The 19,114-nt window shown below is 72.0% G+C and carries 15 protein-coding genes; 11 read left to right on the top strand and 4 right to left on the bottom strand.

Annotation, left to right across the window (positions count from 1 at the left end):
* Genes EV139_RS03360 through EV139_RS03340 form a run of 5 tightly spaced genes read left to right on the top strand, consistent with a single transcriptional unit; the run spans position 1 to position 4,683 of the window.
* Positions 1–951, top strand: a complete 951-nt coding sequence (locus tag EV139_RS03360) for an ABC transporter permease (RefSeq protein WP_130452931.1) — start codon at positions 1–3, stop codon at positions 949–951.
* A complete protein-coding gene (locus tag EV139_RS03355) occupies positions 948–1,883 on the top strand; it encodes an ABC transporter permease (protein WP_130452930.1) in 936 nt (311 codons plus the stop codon). The genes EV139_RS03360 and EV139_RS03355 overlap by 4 nt, the downstream gene beginning before the upstream one ends.
* On the top strand, positions 1,883–2,734 hold the full coding sequence (locus tag EV139_RS03350) for an ABC transporter ATP-binding protein (RefSeq protein WP_130452929.1): 852 nt from the start codon (positions 1,883–1,885) through the stop codon (positions 2,732–2,734). The genes EV139_RS03355 and EV139_RS03350 overlap by 1 nt, the downstream gene beginning before the upstream one ends.
* The gene (locus tag EV139_RS03345) at positions 2,731–3,561 is read left to right on the top strand and encodes an ABC transporter ATP-binding protein (RefSeq protein ID WP_130452928.1); all 831 of its coding nucleotides are present in this window, start codon (positions 2,731–2,733) and stop codon (positions 3,559–3,561) included. Before EV139_RS03350 ends, EV139_RS03345 begins: the two co-directional genes overlap by 4 nt.
* A 57-nt stretch (positions 3,562–3,618) precedes the next feature.
* Entirely contained in the window at positions 3,619–4,683 is a 1,065-nt protein-coding gene (locus EV139_RS03340; RefSeq protein ID WP_130452927.1) for a C45 family autoproteolytic acyltransferase/hydrolase, read from the top strand.
* 198 nt (positions 4,684–4,881) lie between these two features.
* On the opposite strand, the gene EV139_RS03335 is transcribed toward EV139_RS03340, so the two are convergent.
* Both EV139_RS03335 and EV139_RS03330 read right to left on the bottom strand, forming a co-directional pair.
* On the bottom strand, positions 4,882–6,498 hold the full coding sequence (locus EV139_RS03335; RefSeq protein ID WP_130452926.1) for an amidohydrolase: 1,617 nt from the start codon (positions 6,496–6,498) through the stop codon (positions 4,882–4,884).
* Positions 6,499–6,531: 33 nt separating this feature from the next.
* Entirely contained in the window at positions 6,532–7,800 is a 1,269-nt protein-coding gene (locus tag EV139_RS03330; protein WP_241988957.1) for an MFS transporter, read from the bottom strand.
* Between the two features lie 252 nt (positions 7,801–8,052).
* On the opposite strand from EV139_RS03330, the gene EV139_RS03325 reads away from it, so the two are divergent.
* Complete coding sequence (locus tag EV139_RS03325; protein WP_130452925.1) at positions 8,053–9,009, top strand: LacI family DNA-binding transcriptional regulator; 957 nt, start codon at positions 8,053–8,055, stop codon at positions 9,007–9,009.
* A 146-nt stretch (positions 9,010–9,155) separates the two neighbouring features.
* Here the strand turns inward: EV139_RS03325 and EV139_RS03320 are convergent, their stop codons facing one another.
* Positions 9,156–10,232 carry an LLM class flavin-dependent oxidoreductase gene (locus EV139_RS03320; RefSeq protein ID WP_130452924.1) on the bottom strand — a complete coding sequence of 359 codons (1,077 nt, stop codon included), beginning with the start codon at positions 10,230–10,232 and terminating at the stop codon, positions 9,156–9,158.
* Between the two features lie 640 nt (positions 10,233–10,872).
* Positions 10,873–11,238, bottom strand: a complete 366-nt coding sequence (locus EV139_RS03315) for a DUF2568 domain-containing protein (RefSeq protein WP_157992975.1) — start codon at positions 11,236–11,238, stop codon at positions 10,873–10,875.
* Between the two features lie 110 nt (positions 11,239–11,348).
* Here EV139_RS03315 and EV139_RS03310 point away from each other — a divergent pair, with 110 nt between their 5' ends.
* The 5 genes from EV139_RS03310 (at position 11,349) to EV139_RS03290 (ending at position 19,110) form a co-directional block, all read left to right on the top strand.
* Positions 11,349–12,854, top strand: a complete 1,506-nt coding sequence (locus EV139_RS03310) for an amidohydrolase family protein (RefSeq protein ID WP_130452922.1) — start codon at positions 11,349–11,351, stop codon at positions 12,852–12,854.
* A 94-nt stretch (positions 12,855–12,948) separates the two neighbouring features.
* Positions 12,949–14,526 (top strand): ABC transporter substrate-binding protein, encoded by a 1,578-nt coding sequence (locus tag EV139_RS03305; RefSeq protein ID WP_130452921.1) that lies wholly within the window; start codon positions 12,949–12,951, stop codon positions 14,524–14,526.
* Positions 14,527–14,572: 46 nt separating this feature from the next.
* A complete protein-coding gene (locus EV139_RS03300) occupies positions 14,573–15,586 on the top strand; it encodes an ABC transporter permease (RefSeq protein ID WP_241988956.1) in 1,014 nt (337 codons plus the stop codon).
* Positions 15,583–18,354 carry an ABC transporter ATP-binding protein/permease gene (locus tag EV139_RS03295; RefSeq protein WP_237464536.1) on the top strand — a complete coding sequence of 924 codons (2,772 nt, stop codon included), beginning with the start codon at positions 15,583–15,585 and terminating at the stop codon, positions 18,352–18,354. The genes EV139_RS03300 and EV139_RS03295 overlap by 4 nt, the downstream gene beginning before the upstream one ends.
* Before the next feature lie 144 nt (positions 18,355–18,498).
* Positions 18,499–19,110: a hypothetical protein gene (locus tag EV139_RS03290; RefSeq protein ID WP_241988955.1), complete on the top strand. Its 612-nt coding sequence runs from the start codon at positions 18,499–18,501 to the stop codon at positions 19,108–19,110.
* The last annotated feature ends 4 nt before the right edge of the window (positions 19,111–19,114 follow it).

The following is a 19,114-nucleotide window of genomic DNA, read 5'->3' as shown; positions in this document are numbered from 1 at the left end:
ATGATCTATGTAGTGAAACGGCTTGGTGCGCTCGTCGGCGTGCTCATCGTGTCCAGCTTCATCGTGTTCTCGGGGATGTACCTGGCCCCGGGAAGCCCCGAGCAGTTCCTCGTGCAGGGGCGCACGGTGACGCCGGAGGTACTCGCCTCGATTCGGGCGCAGTACGGGCTGGACGATCCCTTCCTCGTGCGGTACTGGGACTGGTTTATGGGGGTGCTGCAGGGCGACCTCGGCCGCTCGCTGCTCACGCAGCAGGACGTGAGTACCCTCGTAGCCTCCCGACTTCCCACCACGCTCTCCCTCGCAGCGTTCGCCGCGATCCTGATCGTCGTCTTCGGCGTGGGGCTCGGGGTGCTCGCGGCGACCAAGTCGGGCGTCTTCGAGAAGCTCGTCGTGTTCGGTTCGAACCTCGGGTTCGCCGTCCCCACGTTCTTCGCGGCGCTCGTGCTGATGTTCCTGTTCGGATCCACTCTCGGGTGGTTCCCGGTGTCCGGATCGGGCGAGGGGTTCCTCGACCGGCTCTGGCACCTCACCCTGCCGGCGATCGCGCTCGCGTTCCCCGGCATCGCCGTGGTGGCGCGCATCACGCGCACCGCCGTGCGTGAGGAGCAAGACTCCGAGCACGTGATCATGGCGATCGCGCGCGGCGTGCCCAAGCAGCTGGTGCTGTGGCGGCACACGATCCGCAACTCGATGCTGCCCGTCACCACGGTGATCGGCACGCAGATCGCGGGCCTGCTCGCGAGCGCGTTCGTGATCGAGTACGCGTTCACGCTCGACGGGATCGGCTCCCTGCTCGTGAACTCCGTGCAGAAGAAAGACTTCGCGGTCGTCCAGGCGATCGCCCTCATCATGGTGCTGGCGTTTGGCATCATCAACCTAATCGTCGACCTGCTGTACGCGGTGATCGACCCCAGGGTTCGCCTGAGCAAGGGAGTGGCAGCGCGATGACCGAGCAACGATTCACGCGGAGTCCAGACCGCAACACCCGCGCGCAGGACACGGTCTCCGTGCAGCTGCTGCGCAAGCACCGCAACGACGTGCCCACCTCGGGGTGGCGCCTCCTGCGCCGCCGTCTCGGGCCGGTGGGGATGGTGAGCCTCGCGGTGATCATCCTCGTCGTGCTCATGGCGATCTTCGCCCCGGTGATCGCGCCATACGACCCGTTTGAGGGCAGCGTGACCGCCCGCCACGAGGCGTGGAGCCTCGCGCACCTCATGGGCACCGACCAGTCGGGCCGCGACATTCTGTCCCGCATCATCTGGGGTGCCCGGACGAGCCTCATCGGCCCCACGATCGTGATCGTGATCACGGCTGCGCTCGCCACGACGCTGGCACTCACCGCGGTGTGGTTCGGCGGCAAGGTCGACGCGATCATCAGCCGGGTGCTCGACATTCTGTTCGCGTTCCCCAACATGCTCCTCGCGATCCTCGCCATCGCGATCTTCGGACCGTCGCTGCTCACCGCCTCGGTGGCGCTCGCGATCGGCTTCACCCCGTACTCGGCGCGCGTGATCCGCTCGGTCGCGCTGCGCGAGCGCAACCTGCCCTACGTCGCCTCGGCGCAGCTGCAGGGAATCTCCGGCTTCTTCATCACGGTGCGGCACATCCTCCCGAACGTGCGCACACAGATCCTGACCGGCATGACCATCAACTTCGGGTACGCAATGATCGAGCTCGCCGCGCTCTCGTTCCTCGGCCTCGGCGTGCAGCCCCCCACCCCCGACTGGGGCCTCATGGTCTCGAACGGGCAGGCCTCGCTGCAGCAGGGCTTCTGGGAGCAGAGCATCTTCGCGGGCCTCATGATCGTCATCACCGTCGCGGCGTTCGGGTACGTCGGTGAGCAGCTGGGCGGCCGTCGCGCCGCGGGAAGGACGCGCTGATGCTGAAGATCGACGGCCTCGTACTCACCGTCACCGATCCGGACACCGGGCGTGAGACCGAGATCCTGCACGGGAACTCGATCACGCTCGCGGCCGGCGAGGCAATTGGACTCGTTGGCGAATCCGGATCCGGAAAGTCGATGACCCTGAAGTGCATCCTCGGGATCGAGCCCTCCGGCGCGCGCGTCGAGGGTGCAATCGAGCTCGACGGCACCGACATGCTCGCGGCGAGCGGCGAAGAGCTGCGCCGGATCCGGGCGAACGACCTCGCGCTGATCGCGCAGAACCCGCACGGCACCCTCAACCCGGTGCTGCCCGTGGGCCGCTACCTCGTCGAGGGGATGAGCGACGCGCGCAACATGAGCCGGGCAGACGCCCGCGAGCGCGCCGCCGACCTCCTCCGGCAGGTGGGGATCGCCGACACCGAGCGCGTGCTGAACTCGTACCCGCACCAGCTCTCCGGCGGCATGCTGCAGCGCGTGGTGATCGCCGGGGCGATCTCGGGCGATCCGAAGCTGCTGCTCGCCGACGAGCCGACCACCGCGCTCGACGTGACCACGCAGGCGGAGGTGGTCGCGATCCTCGACGAGATGCGTCGCGAGCACGGCCTCTCGATGATCTTCGTGACCCACGACCTCGACCTCGCGGCCGCCGTGTGCGATCGGCTCGCGGTGATGAAGGACGGGGAGATCCTTGAGATCGGCACCCCCGAGGACATCCGCGACCGACCGAAGACCGAGTACACCCGCGCGCTCATGGCGGCGCGCCCAATGCTCTATCCGGACGGGCACCCGGCCACCGCGCCGAGCGCCGCGCCGGGTGCCGGCAGCGACGAGGAGGCGGACGCATGAGCGACACCCCGATCATTGAGGCGCAGGGCCTCACCCGCACCTTTCACCTGGGGCGCAAGTCGAGTGTGACCGCGCTCGACAACGTGCGCTGCGAGCTTCGCGAGGGCACCTGCCTCGCCGTGGTCGGCGAGTCCGGCTCCGGCAAATCGACGCTCGCTCGCGTGATCGTGGGCCTCGAATCGGCCGACGCCGGGACCGTGCGGATCGCGGGCACCGAGGTGAAGCCGACCACCGCGCGGCGGCAGCTGCGGGAGCGCGCGAAGCTGGTGCAGATGGTGTTCCAGGATCCGCAGGGATCGCTGAATCGTTCCCTCCCCGTGAGCGTCACGATCGACGAGATGCTCCGCGCGCACCGCCCGGACCTCGACGCCGCCGGTCGCCGCGCTCGCGTGCTCGAACTCTTCGCCGAGGTCGGCCTCACCGAGCGGCACGCCGACGCGAAGCCGGCGGCGCTCTCCGGGGGCCAGAAGCAGCGCGTAGCGATCGCCCGGGCGCTGGCGGCCGAGCCGAAGATCATCGTGCTCGACGAGGCCGTCTCGGCGCTCGACGTGTCGGTGCAGGCGCAGGTGCTTGAGCTGCTGAAGCGGCTGCGCGAGGAGCACGGGCTGTCCTACCTCTTCATCACCCACGATCTGTCGGTGGTGCGCGACATCGCCGACGATGTGGTGGTGATGCGCCACGGCCGCATCATCGAGCGCGGCCCGGTCTCGACCGTGCTCGACGACCCGCAGGAACCGTACACGAAGCTGCTCATCGCCTCGGCGCCGCGGCCCGGTTGGAAGCCACAGCGCGGCCTGCGGGACGCGCTGCTTGGCGCCGAGGGCTAAGCCGTGTCTGAACGATCGGGTTCGCTCGCGAGCCCCGCACCCACGAAAGAACGAGAGATGACCGAGAAGACCACCCGACTCCACCTTGACCTCAGCGGCGCGACGCGGCGGGAGCTGGGCGTTGCGCGCGGAACCGCGCTGCGCGCAACGCTCGCCGACGCCTACGCGAACTACGAGGGCCTGTTCCGCACGCTCGGCGTTACCGCGGATCAGCAGGAAGCCGGGGTGGAGCGTGTGCTCGAGACTCTCGCCACCTGGCGCCCCGCGGTCGTCGAGGAGCTCTCCGGGATCGCCGAGGGTGCGGGGCTGAAGCTGAGCCAGATCGTGTCGCTGAACGCGCGCACCGAGATCATCGCGATGAGCCCGCGGGCATCGAGCGAGTGCTCCACGGTGACCGCCGTGATCGATGGGCACCGCTTCGGGGTGCAGACCTGGGACTGGCACATCGAGTTCGACTCGTTCTGGCACACGCACGAGGTCACGGGACCGGGCTACCGCTACGTGGGGCTCACCGAGCAGGGCATCGTCAGCAAGATCGGCGTCAACGAGGCCGGCCTCGGCCTGCACTTCAATATCTTGGGACACCGCGAGGACCACGCGCAGGGCGTGCCGATGCACGTGCTGTCGAGCGTGGTGCTCACCGAGTGCGCCACGATCGCCGAGGCGATCGAGCTGATCCGCGCCGCGCCGATCACCTCGTCATCGGCGTTCACCATGGTCGACGCGACCGGTGCCGTGTCGGTGGAGATCAGCCCGGCGGGGATCTTCCCGATCCCCGAGGTTGCCGGATCGGTGCAGCGCACCAACCACTTCCAGCACGAGACCCCGCTGGCGAGCCAGAAGAGCGAGGTCTACGAGCCCGACTCGTCCGAGCGCCTCGCGCTGGTGCGCGAGCGTCTCGGTGGCGGGCTGCCGAGCGCGACCGCCGAGATGATCGAGCTGCTCGTGTCGGGGGAGGGGCAGCCGCCGCTCACCTGCGTGGCAGACATGTCGAAGGAGTTCGGCGAGCGCTGGGCGACGCTCGCGACGATCGTCACTGACCCCGACGCGCACACGATCCGCATCCTCGACGGGATGCCGACGGACGCCGCGACGGGGGCCTGGCGCACGCTGACCGCGTAGCCGACGCGGGCGCGCTGGGCGCCGGTGCGCTGCTGCGCTGCTGAGCGCCGGTGTGCGGGTGGCTGCTCAGCGCCGCCGCTGAACCGCTGGGCGCTGGGCGGCCGCGGCTGCGCGTCGTGACGCACAGGAAGGGGCGGGGTGCCACTGGCACCCCGCCCCTGGCGTGTGCTGCTCGCGCGCGCTGCGCAGGCGCCCCTGCTAGCTGACGGGCACGCCGTCGACGTAGGTGGCGCGCACGGCAACCGCCGCGAGCTCTTGCGCGGTGAGCGCGAGCGGATCCCTGGCGAACACCGTGATGGCCGCGCGGGCCCCGGACGTCAGCGTGCCCTCGTCCACCGCACCGATCGCCCGCGCCGCGTGCACGGTGTACCCCTCGAGCGCCTCTCGCACCGTGAGCGCCTGCTCGGGCTGCACCGGGGCGAGTTCGGGGCGGGCCAGTGGGAAGCGCAGCACCGTCTCGGCCATCATCTCGCGCGGATCGTAGGGGGTGACGGGCCAGTCGCTGCCCAGCGCGAGCACCGCCCCGGAGTCGCGCAGGTCCTTACAGCGCCAGCCGTGCCCCGCGCGCTCGGCGCCCAGCCGGATCGACCAGTTGTCGCTCCGGTCTGCGCGCGTGTGGCGGGTACCGTGGATCGGCTGCATGCTCGCGGCGACGCCGAGCGCGGCGAAGCGCGGCACGGTGTCGTCCGGGATCGTCTCGATGTGCTCGATCCGGTGCGCGGCCTTCCCGGCCACGTCGCCGAGCGACTCGATCGCATCGAGCACGAACGACACCCCGCGGTCGCCGATCGCGTGTGTTGCCGTCGCGATCCCGCGCTCCGCAAAGAATCGGAGCGCGCGCCGATACGCCTCGGGATCGGTCCAGATCGAGCGGACTCCCTCCCCGTAGCAGTCGGGCTCGGCGAGCCACGCCGAGCCGTTGTCGACGGTGCCATCGATCATAAATTTCACGCCCTCAACGCGCCAGCGCCGGCCGTGCAGCCCCTGCAGCGCGGCGTACTCGGCCAGCACTGCGTCGTCGGCGCCGGGCGGCACCATCGGCGAGAACCGCAGCCGCACGGGCAGGTCGCCCCGCGATTCGAGGAGCTCAAGCACCTCCTGGCTCCCGGGGTGGAAGTCCATCACGTGGGTGCCGGTGATCCCGCTCGCGGCCATTCCGGCGAGCACCGCGGCGAGGCGCTCGGCGCGCTCGGCGAGCGGCTCGACGGGCACGCGATCCAGCACAAGGGTCATCGCGGCGAGCTCAAGGAGGTACCCGGTGGGGGCGCCGCTCTCGTCGACGCCCACCGCCGACTCGTCCTTGAACGTCTCGGCGCCGGTGAGGCCGACCAGGGCGATCGCGGCGCTGTTGATCACCGCCGAGTGCGCGTCGCGCATCCGGAGGAACATCGGCCGACCGCCGGTCGCCTCGTCGAAGATCCGGCCGGAAAAGCCAGTCGCGCTGAAGATATTCGGATCGACGCCCCAGCCGAACACCCACTCGTCGGGCGCGGCGGCGGCCGCGGCGATCGCGAGCCGTTCGCGCGCCTCCGCGAGCGAGAGGTCGGTGAGCTGCACACCGCGCGTCAGCTCAAGGCCAAACACGATGTGGGTGTGGCCGTCGACCAGGCCTGGCACGATCGTCGCGCCGGCGTGGGCATCAATGACCGTGTCGGGGCCGGTGAAGTCCGTGAGCGATTCCGGGGTGCCGACGGCGATCACCCGGCCGGCCGCGATCGCGACCGCCGTTGCGGGGCTGGCCCCCGAGGGGGCGTCGGCGAAGGTGTGGACCCGATCCGCGACGACGATGCGCTCGGCGAGCTGTGGTGTGTGCATGCGTGCTCCTGATTCTCGGTGCGCCCTCGCGGGCTATGCGCGCCCGGCCGGTGCCGCGTCGTTGTGGGCCGCGGCCGGTTCGGCCACGACGACCGCCGTGGTGTTGCCGTCCTCGAACTTGCGGCGGCTGCGCGAGATGACGAACAGCGCGGCACCGAACAGCACGCTCGGCGCGGTGACCACGAGCGCGTACTGCAGCGGGCTGAGGGTTCCCACGAGCTGGCCGCCGATGAGCGGGCCGAACGCGACTCCGGCGAGGTAGAAGCCGGAGACGATCACGCCCACGCGGCCCGTCACGTCCATGACCGCCGCGAGGCCGGTGACGAGCACGAGGATCGCGCCGTACATCACGCCCCACACGATGATTGAGGTGCCGTACGCGACGGCGGATCCGCTCGTGATCATGATGAACTTCGTGATCGTGCTCACTGCGATGATGATCACGAGCGACCAGCTGCGGCCGATCCAGCGCAGCGCGAGCGGTGCGAGGAGCGCGCCGATGAGGCCGCCGCCCACCTTGCCGGCGAGCAGCGCGCTCGACGTCTCGGGGGTGATCCCGGCCTGCGTGGCGAGCACGCTGGTCATCGAGTAGACCATGTCCTCGGTGAGCGACCACAGACACATCGAGATCGCGAGGATGATCGTGGTCGCGGAGAGCGCGCGCTCGGCGGTGCTGCTGCCGGTGCTCGGTGCCGCGGCCGCGGTGCTCGCCGCGTTCGCGCCGGTGCCGGGGAGGTTCGGGAGGCCGCCCGCGAGGATGAGGCCGAGCACGCCGAGGGCGGTGATGACGATGAGCACCGAGCGGAGATCGTTGTGGAACAGGGGCGCGATCGCCAGCAGTGCGGTGGCGCCGAGCCGGTTGATCACCATGACCGTGGTGACGGTCTTGTCGGGGTTCTGGGTGGAGGACGCGGCAGCGGTGCCCGTGGCGATCATGATGCCGGCACCGATTCCGCCGAGCATCAGCCCGCCCATCACCGCCGGCGTGGTTAGGAGCGCGGCGGCGAGGCCGTAGCCGAGAATCATCGCGACGAGGCCGAGGCGGCCGAGGCGCGCGCGGTCGGCGTTGGCGATGAAGCGGGTAGTCACGAACATGGCGATCGCCGATCCGGCGGTCATGCCCGTGGCGAGGGCGCCCGCGGTGGCGATGTCGACGCCGAGATCCTGCACCATCGCGGCGATGAGCACTGGCACGAGGTTTGCCGCCATGAGGGCGAAGACCCAGGTGCCCACGAATCCCATGACAACGCGTGCGGTGAGTGTGGCGAGCCCGCTGGGGGCTTTCGATGTGGCTGCGGACACGGGGACTCCTTTGTCGTGCGGGTGGGGCCGGCTAGCGGCGCGGTGCCGCTGCGGTGTGGTGCGGTGCGGCCGTGCGAACGCGGCTGCGATGTGGTGCCGCCGCGTGAGGGCGGCTGCGATCCGGTGCGGTGCCGCCGCGTACACGCGACTGCGACCCGGTGCGGGAACGTTCCCGCACTCGGAAAACCTACCCGGATCGCGGGGAGCGCGCAAACTGGGGCCGCGCGGGGCGCGGCCCCTAGACTGATCCGCATGGCCTCCTCCGACGTGACGATCGTTGACATCGCGCACGCGCTCGGCATCTCTAAAACCGCGGTCTCATCTGCGCTTCACGGCCGCGGCCGGGTCTCGGATGAGACGCGGCAGCGCGTGCTCGCGCAGGCCGAAGCGATGGGCTACGTGTCCAACCGCGCCGCCCAGCGCCTGCGCGGCGGCATGCACGGCGCGATCGGCCTCGACCTGCCCGCCGACCTGCGCGAGCTCGCGTTCTACATGGAGTTCGCGTTCGGTGTCGCCGACGTGGCGGCCGCTCACGGGCACGACCTGCTGCTGCGCACTGCCGCGGCGGCGAACGGCACCCGGCCGCACGTCGACGGCCTGCTGGTCGTCGATCCCACCCCGAAGACATTCCCCGCCGCCATCGCCGGCCTCGGCGCCGCGCCGATCGTCGCCGTGGGCGAGTACCGGGGCGACGGGCACGAGCGCGTCGCAGCCTGGGTGGCGGCCGACCACCGGCGCCTCACCGCCGAGGTGCTCGACACGCTCGCCGCCCGCGGCGCGGGGGTGCCGGCGCTCGGCGCGATCTCGGAGGCGCGCGCCCCGCTGTGGGCGCAGCAGGTGGTCGAGGGCTACACCGATTGGTGCGCGGCGCGCGGCATTGATCCGCTCGTGCACCGGGTGCCGGTGACGCCGAGCGACGCGGAGATCGCGGCCGTGCTCACTGACACGGCCGCCGCCGGCCGCGGGGCGCTCCTGTGGGTGGCGCAGAGCGTGGTGCCGCACGCGCTCGCCCTGCAAGCGCAGGGCGTGGGAGCGGGCGTCGAACTCGCGACCATGGCCGCCGAGCCCGGGCCCGCCCGCGTGGTGGGGGTGGACCTGCGGCCGCGCGCGTACGGCCGGGCCGCCGCAGAGCTGCTGCTCCGCGTGATCGACGGGGACGGGCTGGGCGAGCAGCTGCGCCACGAGGCCGCGATCGTCACTCCCGCCTGAGCCGCGCGCGGCCGGGCCTGACTCGGGCGCGGCCCGGGCGTTCCCGGGGCTCGGGCCGCGGGCCCACTCCCGGGGGCGCCGGCCCGCTCACCGCCCCCGAGGCTGGCCCGCCGGCCCGCTTCCCGCCTGCGAGGCCGGTCCGCCCGCTAGGCCGACTCGTCGCGCAGCAGCTCCCGCACGCGCGGGATCACTTCGGTGCCGTACAGTTCGATGCTCTGCATCAGCAGCGCGTGCGGCATGGTGCCGTTCGCGTACTTCAGGTCGAAGCGCGTGGCGCCCAGCGTGCTGACGGTCGACGCGATCCGCCGTGCGACCGTCTCGGGCGAGCCGACGTAGAGGGATCCGGCGTCCGCCTCGCGGTCAAACTCGGCGCGGGTGGTGGCCGGCCAGCCGCGCTCGGCGCCGATCCGGTCGCGATTCGCGCGGAAGTGCGGCCACAACTGCTCACGGGCTTCCTCATCGCTCGCGGCGATGTGGCCGGGGGAGTGCACGCCGAGCGGCATCTGCTCGCGCCCGAGCTCGTCCTGGGTGCTGCGGTACAGCTCCGCGAACGGGAGGAAGCGCGCCGGGTCCCCGCCGATGATCGCGAGCATCATGGGGATCCCGATCTGCACGCTGCGCAGCACCGACTGGGGGCTGCCGCCCACCCCGATCCAGGCGTTCACGCCGTGTGGCTGCTCCGTCTTGGGGTAGACCTCCTGCTCAACGAGCGCGGTGCGGTGCCGGCCCGACCAGGTGACGGGTCCCTCGGCGCGCAGCCGGGCGAACAGCTCAAGCTTCTCCGAGAACAGGGTCTCGTAGTCTTCCAACCGGTAGCCGAAGAGCGGGAACGACTCGGTGAACGAGCCGCGGCCCAGGATCACCTCGGCACGGCCGGAGCTGACCGCGTCGAGCGTCGCGAAGCGCTCGTACACGCGCACCGGATCGTCGCTCGAGAGCACCGTCACGCCCGTGCCGAGCAGGATCCGCTCGGTCTTGCCGGCGATTGCCGCGAGCGCGATCTCGGGGGAGCTCAGCGCGAAGTCGTCGCGGTGGTGCTCTCCGAGGGTGATCGCGTCGACGCCGAGGCGGTCGGCGAGCTCGGCCTGAGCGACCACGTCGCGCAGCACCTGCGCGTGGGAGGAGCGGCTGCCGTCGGGCGCGATCGTGATGTCGCCGAAGGTGTCGAGGCCGAGGATGAGCTGATCGGCGGGGGTGTCGCCGCCTGAGTGCTGGGAGGTCATGCATGGTGCAACCGCCCGATCGCGGTGGCTATTCCGCGGTTCGCCCGGGGCCGCGCTGGCCGCCCCGCACCCGCCCCCCCCGTTTGCCCCGCACCCCGTTTGCCCCGCACCTGCCCCTGTTTGCCCGGCGCCCCGTCTGCTCCGCATCCGCCGTCTTACGTGTCTCGTGTCGCAGATCCGACCCCTTGCGCCACATCCGACCCGGTTCTCGCCTGGCGGAGCGGGGCGGACCTGGTGCAACGGGTCGGATCTATGCGCGCCGGGCGGGTGCGTGGGCGGGTCAGATGCGTAGGCCGAGCGCTTGCGCGGGCCCGGCGCCGGTAGCGGAGTGTGTGGCGCAGGCGCGGCGCGCAGCGTTCGGGGCGCGTGTGGGCAGGCCCGACCCGGCCCCCGCAAGTCCGACCCCTTGCGTCACATCCGACCCGATGCTCGCACGGCGGAGCGGGGCGGACCTGGTGCAACGGGTCGGATCTGTGCGCGCCAAGGTGTGGGCCACAGGGCCGGTCCGGCGGCTGACCGCCGCGCGACGGTCGGCTGGAGGACAGGCGGCGGCCGACCGCCGGGTCGGGCCGAGGGGAGTCCAAGCGGCGGCCGTGCAGCGCTCCGCGCGGCTCCGCGAGCGCCGGCCGAGCCCTACGGACTAGCGGCCGCGGCGCGAGGCGAGGTAGCCGATGACCGCGCCAGCCACACCGTACAGCGCCGGCCAGAGCCAGAAGATCCCGAGGCTCAGGAGCGCCCCAACCGCGGCGGCGAGCAACAGCAGCTCGAACAGCGCCTCAGCGAAGTGGTCCACGTGCAGCACGGGCCGCGGCGACAGGAACAGCGCCCAGAGCAGCACCGACAGCGCGAGCAGCCCGAGCCCGGTGAGGATCCCGGGGAACGGGAGCGGCCAGGAGATGAACCCCCACACGGTGATCGCCACGATGGCGACGAGCTGGAAGAGGCCGCGGACGAGGACCAATGGGGTGGTCGAGCGCGTGGGCTGAGGAGTGGTGGAGCTTGACACCCTCCCATGGTACCCGCTGCGGGGGTGCAGTTCCGCCGCGCTGGGGAGGCATGGTTCAGCGACCCCGAGCAGAAGTGGTCTATTTGATCTACACTGTCTAGCCTAATCACATGGACCAGGGATCGACGGCGGCTGCGCGCGCCCACGGCGGGCTCACCGCAGCGGGGGTGATTCGGGGCGCTCGGGTGATGAGCCCGACCGGAGACTTTGCCGCGCCGGCCACACTCGCGTGGTCCGCGGGGCGGTTCCTTGAGGGCCAACCGGCCGTGGAGTGGACGGGCCCGGAAGCTGCGGGACCCCGCGCCGCCGGAGCCGCCGACTTCGACGGCACCGGCCTCTGGGTGATCCCCGGCATTGTCGACGCGCACGTGCACGCCTCCTGGCACGCGTTCGATGCCGCCGACCGCGAGCTGCTGGGGGACGCCGGCACCCGCGCGGCGACCGCCGCGGGCCTCGCCCGCACCCTCGCTGCCGGGATCACCTCGGTGCGCGACGCGGGCGGCCTGACCTCCGCCGCGCTCGCCGCGGTGCCCGCGACCCGCCGCCCTGCCGTTCAGCTCTCGGTGCGGATGCTCGACCACGCCGCCGCCGAGGCCGCCGGCGGCCTTGACCGGGCCGTTGACACGGTGCTCGGGGCCGGCGCGCAGTGGGTCAAACTCGTTGGCACGGCGGGCGTGGCCGCCCCGGCCGGGGCAGGGCTCGACCCAATCTTCACCGCGGCCGAGGTGCGCGACGCGGTGCGCCGCGCCGGCGACGCCGGGGCCGGGGTCATGGTGCACGCCTGGGGCGGTGCCGCAATCGACGACGCGATCGACGCGGGCGCCACGAGCATCGAGCACGGGATCTTTCTCACCCCCGACCAGGCGGCTCGGGCCGCGGCCGCCGGGCTCACCCTCGTGCCAACACTCCGGATCTATCACCTGGTGCGGCGCATGATCGCAGCCGGAAAGCTGCCCGCAGCGTTCGACGCGCGCGTCGCCGAGGCGGTCGCTGCGCACCCGAACGCGGTGCGGATCGCGCGGGACGCCGGCCTGCCGATCGCGCTCGGCACCGACTCCGGCACTCCTGACCAGCACGGCAGCGCTCCGCTGGAGTTCGACGCGCTCGTGGCCGCGGGGCTGGATCCCGCGGAGGCGCTCCTCGCCGCGACCCGGAACGGGGCCGCGCTCCTCGCGCGGGCGGCCGGCGGCACCGAGCCCGGCGGCACCGAGCCCGGCGGCACCGAGCCCGGCGGCGCCGAAACCGGCGGTGCAGGATTTGGCGGTGCAGGATCCGACACCGCTGCAGCCGGCCCAGCCGAAGCCAGCCGCGCCGCCTCGACCGCGGGAACCCTCGCGCCCGGCGCGCTGGCCGACGCCGTGCTGCTGCGCCGGGACCCGCGGGAGCCCGGCGCGCTCTCCGACCAGGGTGCTGTGGTCCGCGTGCTCAGAGCGGGCGTGCTGCTCGACCCCCGCGAACTGCTTCCGGACGCGGCGGATCCGCACCCGAGCGATCCGAGCCCGAGCGATCCGCACCCGAGCGATCCGCGCCCGAGCGCCGCGCCCCCGACTGACTCGGCTCGGCGCGACTCGACACCGGGCGGCCAAGCCCGGCGCGATCCGGCCCAGCGCACGTAGCCCCCAGCGCACGTAGCCCCCGGCGCCCGCGCCGTCCCAGCCCCGCCCCAGACCCATCGCACTCGCCACAGACCACCGCCCGAAAGGACCCGAAGTGAACACTGCACCCGCACCGAGGCGCCGCCGCCTCGCCGCCGCCGCGACGGCACTCGCGGCCGCACTCCTGCTCTCCGCCTGCTCAGGCGGGGCCGCGCCAGACGCCGGCGGCGAGACTGCCACGCCGGTCGCGGGCGGCACGCTCACCTTCGGCCGCGCGGCTTCGGCGAACGACCTCGACCTCAACCAGCAGATCACCGCGAACAACGCGTTCGCGATCGACAAGATCTTCGAGCCGCTCGTCAGCTTCGACGAGACCGGCACGATCGTGCCCTGGCTCGCGGACTTCGCGGTCGACGACGCCGGGACCGAGTACGTGTTCACGCTGCGTGACGGCCTGCAGTTCTCCGACGGCTCGGAGGTGACTCCGGCCGACGTGGTGTTCTCGCTGAACCGGCACCGCGAGGTCGGCGGCCCGCTCCCGCTCACGGCACCGATCGCCGACATTGCTGCGAGCGGCGACCGCGAGGTGACGATCACGCTCACCGAGCCGTACACGCCGTTCATCTCGGAGCTCGCGAGCTTCTCGAACGGGATCTTCCCCGCCGACTTCGGCGGGGCGAGCGAGGAGGAATTCTTCGCCCAGCCCGTTGGCACCGGGCCGTTCGTGCTCTCCGAGTGGGACCCGAACGGGGATCTCAGCTTCGTGAAGAACGAGCACTACTGGCAGGAGGGCAAGCCCTACCTCGACGGACTCGTCTACCGGGTGATCGCGGACGACACGCAACTGCGGCAGCAGCTCGCAGCCGGGCAGATCGACGCCATCGACACGGTTCCGGCGGCCAACGCTGCCGAGGTGGCCGCGGCCGCAGACACTGAGCTCTCGCAGACCCCTGGCTGGTCCACCGAGCAGGTGTTCTTCAACACGCAGCGCGAGGAGTTCGCCGACCGGAACGTGCGCCGCGCGATCGCACACGCAATCGACCGGGAGGGGATCACCGCGGCCACGACCTTCGATACCGCCGAGGTGGCGAACGCCCTGCTCCCGCCCACGATCACCGACTCGGCGAACGACACCGTCGAACCGCTCGAGTTCGACCTCGAGGCGGCGAAGGCGGAGCTCGCGAAGTCGGCGTACCCCGACGGTTTCTCGACCACCCTGCTGCTCGCGAGCGGCAACGCCCAGCGCGCCCAGATCGCGCAGATCCTGCAGGAGTCGCTCGGCAAGATTGGCATTGACGTCGAGATCGAGCAGCTCGACATCGCGGTGTTCCGCGAGCGATTCTTCGCGTACGACTTCGACTTTATGCTCAATAGCGGCCAGTCAGACGCGCCCGACCCGAACGGCTTCATCACGTTCCAGGCGGATCCCGAGGGGTTCAGCAAGTCGTACTGGACGCACTACACGAACGATCGCGTCACGGAGCTGATGCACGAGGGCCGCACCACCCCGGAGGGGCCGGAGCGCACGGAGATCTACGCCGAGATTCAGCAGATCCTCGCGGACGACGTGCCCTACGTGCCGCTCTTCTTCCCGTCGAACCTCAAGGCGACGACGAGCGAGGTGCACGGATTCACGGTGCTGCCAAACGGCAGCGTGCTGTTCCAGGACGCCTGGTTGGCTCCGGCCGCGTAGGTGCGCCGCCCGCGTGTGCGGGGGCGGGGGAGGTTAGGGTACAACGGTGAGGGAAGCGACAGCGGGGCGCGCGGCGCTGCGCGCGGTGGGACGCGTGCTCGCGCGCGTGCTGCCGGTGATGCTCGGCGTCGTCGTCGCGGTGTTCTTCCTGCTGCGCATGGTGCCTGGCGATCCGGCGGCGATGATCCTCGGCGAGCGCGCCACCCCCGAGGCGGTTGCCGACCTGCGCGCGAAGCTCGGCCTCGACCTGCCGCTCTGGCAGCAGTTCACCGACTTCATGTGGGGGCTCGTGACCCGCTTCGACACGGGTGACTCGCTGGTCACGGGGGTCTCCACCCGCGAGCTGATTCTGGCGAAGGCCCCGGTCAGCCTTGGCATCGTGGTGCTCGCCGTGGTGCTCGCGGTGCTGATCGCGGTGCCGCTCGCCGTCGCGGCGGCGCTGCGGCAGGACGGCTGGATCGACCACGTGGTGCGTGTGATCCCCGCCGTGGGGATGGGGATGCCGCTGTTCTGGGTGGGCCTCCTGCTCATTGTGGTCTTTGGTGTGCAACTGCGCTGGTTCCCCGTGGGCGGTGTGGGGACGGGGCCGGGGGAGCCGCTGCGCAGCCTGTTCCTCCCGGCGCTGGCGGTCGCGCTGGGGATGGCGCCCCCGCTGATTCGCTCCCTGCGCGCGCAGTTGATCGAGGTGCTCGCCGCCGACTACGTCACCACGCTGCGGGCCGCCAGGATCCCGGAGCGCCGGATCCTGTTCCGCCACGTGCTCCGCGGCGCCGCCCTGCCGACGCTGACCCTGCTGAGCGTCAACACCGCCTACCTGATCGGCGGGACACTCGTGGTCGAAAAGGTGTTTGGCATTAACGGGGTGGGTACCCTGCTCTTCCAATCGATCGGCACGCGCGACTTTCCCGTGGTGCAGGGCGTGGCCCTGTACTGCGCGATCCTTGTGGTGCTTGTGACCACCCTCGCCGGCGTGCTCGCCGCGGCCCTCGACCCGCGCCTGCGCGTGGCGGACGCCATGGCGGTCGCCGCGGTGACCTCGACGGACGGGGCTGCGCGATGAATGCGTGGCGCCGGGCACTCGCCTCGCCGGCGTTCGTGGCCGGCGCGATCCTCACCGCGGCGCTCGTCGCCGTGGCGGTGTTCGCTCCCGCGCTCGCCCCGGCAGATCCGGCAGCGCAGGATCTGACGGGCGGCCTCCTGCCGCCGTCCCCGGAGCACTGGTTCGGCACCGACCAGCTCGGGCGCGACGTGCTCTCGCGGATGCTGTTCGCCGCGCGCACCGATCTTGGGCTCGCTGCGATCGCCGCGCTCGCGCCGTTCGTGATCGGCGTCACCGTTGGCATGATCTCGGGGTACTTCGGTGGCGCGACCGACTGGGTGGCGTCGCGGGTCACCGACACCGTGATCGCGTTCCCGTTCTATGTGCTCGTGATCGCGATCGTCTTCGCCGTCGGCGCGGGACCCGGCGGGATCGTGATCGCGTTCGCGCTGGTCGGCTGGGTCGGATACGCGCGCGTGCTGCGCGCCATGACCGCGGCGCTGCGCGAGTCGGGCTGGGTGCAGGCCGCGCGCGGCGGTGGGCTCTCGCACACGCGGGTGCTGCTGCGGCACGTGCTGCCGAACGTGCTGCCGCAGGCGATCGTGCTGCTCGCCACCGAGATCGTGCTCATCATGGTGGCGATTGTGACGCTCGGATACCTCGGGCTTGGGATCCAACCGCCCACCCCGGACTGGGGCACGATGATCGCTGACGCGCAGCAGTTCGTCACCACGCACTGGTGGCTCCCAACGTTCCCGGGTCTCGCCGTGGTGGTGACCGGGATCGCGCTCTCCCTGCTTGGCGACGGGATCGGCGACGCGCTGCGGGTGGGCGTGCGTCCGCGGCGCGCTCCGCGCGGTGGCGCGGCCCGGCGCACGGGCGCGAGCGCGAGCCAGCGTGCGGGCACGCGTCGGCGCGGGCGAGCGTCCGCGGTCGTGTCCGGGCCGGCGGGTGCCGATCCCGCGGGCGCCGGGCCTGGAAGTGTCAGCCCCGGAAGTGCCAGCGCCGGAAGTGCAAGCCCCGGAAGCGCCAGCCCCGGAAGCATCGGGTCTGCGGGCGCTGAGCCCGCGGCGGTGCTGCCCGCGGGCGCCGTGCGCGTGCGCGGGCTGCGGATCGTCGCCTCGGGGAGCAGTGCCGCGGGGGAGCCTGCCGCACCGCTCGTCGCGGACCTCGATCTCGATGTCGCGCCCGGCGCGGCCCTCGGGATCGTGGGCGAGTCCGGATCCGGCAAGAGCCTCACGCTGCGCGCGCTGCTCGGCATGCCACCAACCGGCGTGACGATCACCGCCGGAGAACTCGCCGTCGGCGGCAGGGTTGGCATGGTGTTCCAGGATCCGCTCACCGCGCTCGACCCGCTCACTCGCGTGGGCACGCAGCTGCGGGAGGCGGTCGCGGCGGGAGCCGTCCGCGGGGCAGCAGGGAGCGACCCCGCCGGGCGCGTGCGCGAGCTGCTCGCCGCGGTGCAGCTCCCGGACATCGAGCGCATCGCCCGCTCGTACCCGCACCAGCTCTCCGGCGGCCAGCGCCAGCGCGTGGTGATCGCGCTCGCGCTCGCCGGGGACCCGGCGGTGCTGCTGTGCGACGAGCCGACCACGGCGCTCGACGTCACCGTGCAGCGGGGCGTGCTCGCGCTGCTCGACGAGCTGCGGCGCACTCGCGGGCTCACCCTCGTGTTCGTGAGCCACGACCTCGCCGTGGTTGCCGGACTGTGCGACGACGTGGTGGTGATGCACCGCGGCCGCGTCGTCGAGACCGGTGAAACCGCAGCCCTCGTGCGCGCGCCGCGCAGCGACTACACCCGGGGGCTCCTCGCGGCGGTGCCGCGGCTCCCGAGCCTCGTGGGCGACGCCGCCGCCGACCGGCCCCCCGCCGCGACCGACACTGATCCGGCGCCCACCGCCGGGCGGCCGCCCGAAACTGATCCTGCGCCCGAAGTGGGGTCGCTGCTCGCAACCGGGCAGGCAACCGCTCCCGCCCCGGCACCCGATCCGCGGCTCGGGTCTGATCAGGCACCCGATTCGCACCTCCCGCCCGGCAGCCCCGCGCCCGCCCCTGTGCTCGAGCTGCGTGACGCGAGCATCGCTTACGGCCGCGCCGTCGCGGTGCGCGACGCGGCATTCGCTATCCCCGCGGGGGCCGCGCTCGGAATCGTTGGTGAGTCTGGTTCCGGCAAGACCACCCTGGCGCGCGCCGTCGCCGGACAGCTCGGCCTCGCCGGCGGGACACTCAGCTTCGCGGGCGTCGAGCTGGGCCGCCGCCGCACTCCGGCGCAGCTCCGCGCGATCCAGCTCATGCCGCAGGATCCGTACTCGTCCCTCAACCCGCGCCGCACGGTCGGGCAGACACTCGGCGAACTCCTGCGCGTGCACCGCACGGTGCCGCGCACCGAGGCTGCCGCACGGATCAGCGAACTGCTTGAGCGGGTTCGCCTCGACCCGGCGCTCGCCGCAGCGTATCCGCACGAGCTCTCCGGCGGGCAACGGCAGCGGGTCGCCCTCGCGCGTGCGCTCGCCGTCGAGCCGCGCGTGCTCGTCGCCGACGAACCGACGAGCGCCCTCGATGTTGGTGTTCAGGCGAGCATCATCGAGCTGTTGCGCGAGCTGCAGCGTGAGCTCGGGCTCACTCTCCTGCTCGTCTCGCACGACCTCGCCGTGGTCCACGAGCTGTGCGATCGCGTGATCGTGATGCGCTCCGGCGCGATCGTCGAGTCGGCCGGGCGCGATTTCTTTGCCGCGCCCGCGTCCGCGTACGGCCGAGAACTCATCGCCGCGGTGCCCCGGCTCCCGTGACGACCGGTGGCCGCACCACTCCCGTGCGGCCGCCACTTCCGGGACGCCGGGTGTCCCGCCGCTGTTCCACTGTGCACACCGAGTACGCCTGGCGGCTCAGGCTTGCTACGCTCCCAGTAACGAAGAATATGAACGGAGGCGTCCGTGGACGGCATCATGAACTGGCTCGACCGGCTCATCGACGGTTCAGTGCTCGCCGGCGGCGTGTTTCTCCTGATCGGGATCATCGGAGCGGTGCTCCTGCTGCTCTCACTCATCCTCGACGGCATCTTCGATGCATTCGACTTCGGCGACGGCCCGCTGAGCCTCACCACCATCGCGGCGTTCACCGCGATCTTTGGCTTCACCTCGTTCGCCGCGGTCGGCGCCGGGATGGCGACGCCGGTCGCGGCCGTGGTCGGTGGGCTCGCCGGCCTTCTCGGCGGCACGGCCGCCTGGTGGCTGACGCGCATGATCCGCGGCGCCGAATCGACGACGGCGCTCAGCGGCGACGACATTGTGGGCAGCGTCGGCGCCGTAGTACTGGCAATTCCGGCCGGTGGCCTCGGCGAGGTCGCGATCACCCGCCACGGCGAGCGCGTGTCGCTCGCGGCGTCGGCCGAGGCTCCGATCCCGCGCGGCGTCGCCGTGCGCGTCGTGCAGACGATCACCTCAACCTCAGTGCGCGTCGAGCCAGTCCCGGCCGAGCCGCTTGCCGGCCACGACGATCCGGCGCGCCCCACAGATCCCGCCGCTCCGCCCACCTCACCCGCCTGACCGA

Source organism: Leucobacter luti (genome assembly GCF_004217175.1).
Taxonomy (GTDB): domain Bacteria; phylum Actinomycetota; class Actinomycetes; order Actinomycetales; family Microbacteriaceae; genus Leucobacter; species Leucobacter luti.
The sequence above is the reverse complement of the archived record's forward strand: the minus strand, read 5'-3'. Positions and strand labels throughout refer to the sequence as shown.

Excerpts from the sequence above, each read along its gene's own strand:
- EV139_RS03345 (WP_130452928.1), top strand. The coding sequence starts at position 2,731 with ATGAGCGACACCCCGATCATTGAGGCGCAGGGCCTCACCCGCACCTTT.
- EV139_RS03335 (WP_130452926.1), bottom strand. The coding sequence starts at position 6,498 with ATGCACACACCACAGCTCGCCGAGCGCATCGTCGTCGCGGATCGGGTC.
- EV139_RS03325 (WP_130452925.1), top strand. The coding sequence starts at position 8,053 with ATGGCCTCCTCCGACGTGACGATCGTTGACATCGCGCACGCGCTCGGC.
- EV139_RS03350 (WP_130452929.1), top strand. The coding sequence starts at position 1,883 with ATGCTGAAGATCGACGGCCTCGTACTCACCGTCACCGATCCGGACACC.
- EV139_RS03310 (WP_130452922.1), top strand. The coding sequence starts at position 11,349 with ATGGACCAGGGATCGACGGCGGCTGCGCGCGCCCACGGCGGGCTCACC.
- EV139_RS03360 (WP_130452931.1), top strand. The coding sequence starts at position 1 with ATGATCTATGTAGTGAAACGGCTTGGTGCGCTCGTCGGCGTGCTCATC.
- EV139_RS03340 (WP_130452927.1), top strand. The coding sequence starts at position 3,619 with ATGACCGAGAAGACCACCCGACTCCACCTTGACCTCAGCGGCGCGACG.
- EV139_RS03355 (WP_130452930.1), top strand. The coding sequence starts at position 948 with ATGACCGAGCAACGATTCACGCGGAGTCCAGACCGCAACACCCGCGCG.
- EV139_RS03295 (WP_237464536.1), top strand. The coding sequence starts at position 15,583 with ATGAATGCGTGGCGCCGGGCACTCGCCTCGCCGGCGTTCGTGGCCGGC.
- EV139_RS03320 (WP_130452924.1), bottom strand. The coding sequence starts at position 10,232 with ATGACCTCCCAGCACTCAGGCGGCGACACCCCCGCCGATCAGCTCATC.